Here is a 583-nt window from a genome sequence, read left to right on the forward strand (position 1 = left end):
AGAAAGACGCTATAAACGCGGGCAGAAAAATAGTGATCGGCATGATGTTATTGGCCGATCGACATGATGTTATTAGCCATTCATCTTGGGATCGTGACAGGAGGAGGGCCTGAAAGTGTCAAACTGCCCTACTTCAAGTGGGTCAATACCATGATAAGTAACGTAAAGAATTCCATTCATGGAACCTATCACGCGATAAATCAGAAGCATCTGCCACGGTATTTGGCTGAGTTCAGCTTTAAGTTCAATCACCGATTCAATCTGGAGTGGATGGTAACTGATTTAGCCAGAGCAGGAATTCGAACGGCACCTATGCCACAGCGATTGCTAAAACTGGCTGAATCTCGATGGTAATCAGGTAAATAATTAAAGCTGAACCGAGGGTTAATCATGATGAATAAAAATATGTTGGCACTATTTTCTGCATTGAGTTTCTGTGTTAGCGGCATGGCCATGGCCGCTGTGGACTGCAGCAATGCGGCCAATCAGCACAAAGATGAACCTGATTACCATCGAGACTCAGCCAGCTTCAACAGGCGTTGTGGCATTGGAGCCGTTCGACAGCCGATCCTGACCAGTTTCA

The 583-nt window shown here is 45.6% G+C and carries 1 protein-coding gene and 1 pseudogene; both read left to right on the top strand.

The window, feature by feature from the left end; all coding sequences use genetic code 11:
• Positions 1-78 precede the first annotated feature (78 nt).
• A pseudogene (locus ACYVG7_RS09915) lies at positions 79-354 on the top strand (transposase); the annotation flags it as partial.
• A 36-nt stretch (positions 355-390) separates the two neighbouring features.
• The coding region (locus ACYVG7_RS09920) for a hypothetical protein (RefSeq protein ID WP_460882974.1) at positions 391-583 on the top strand (193 nt) is incomplete at its 3' end.

It is taken from the genome of Pseudaeromonas pectinilytica (assembly GCF_054780855.1).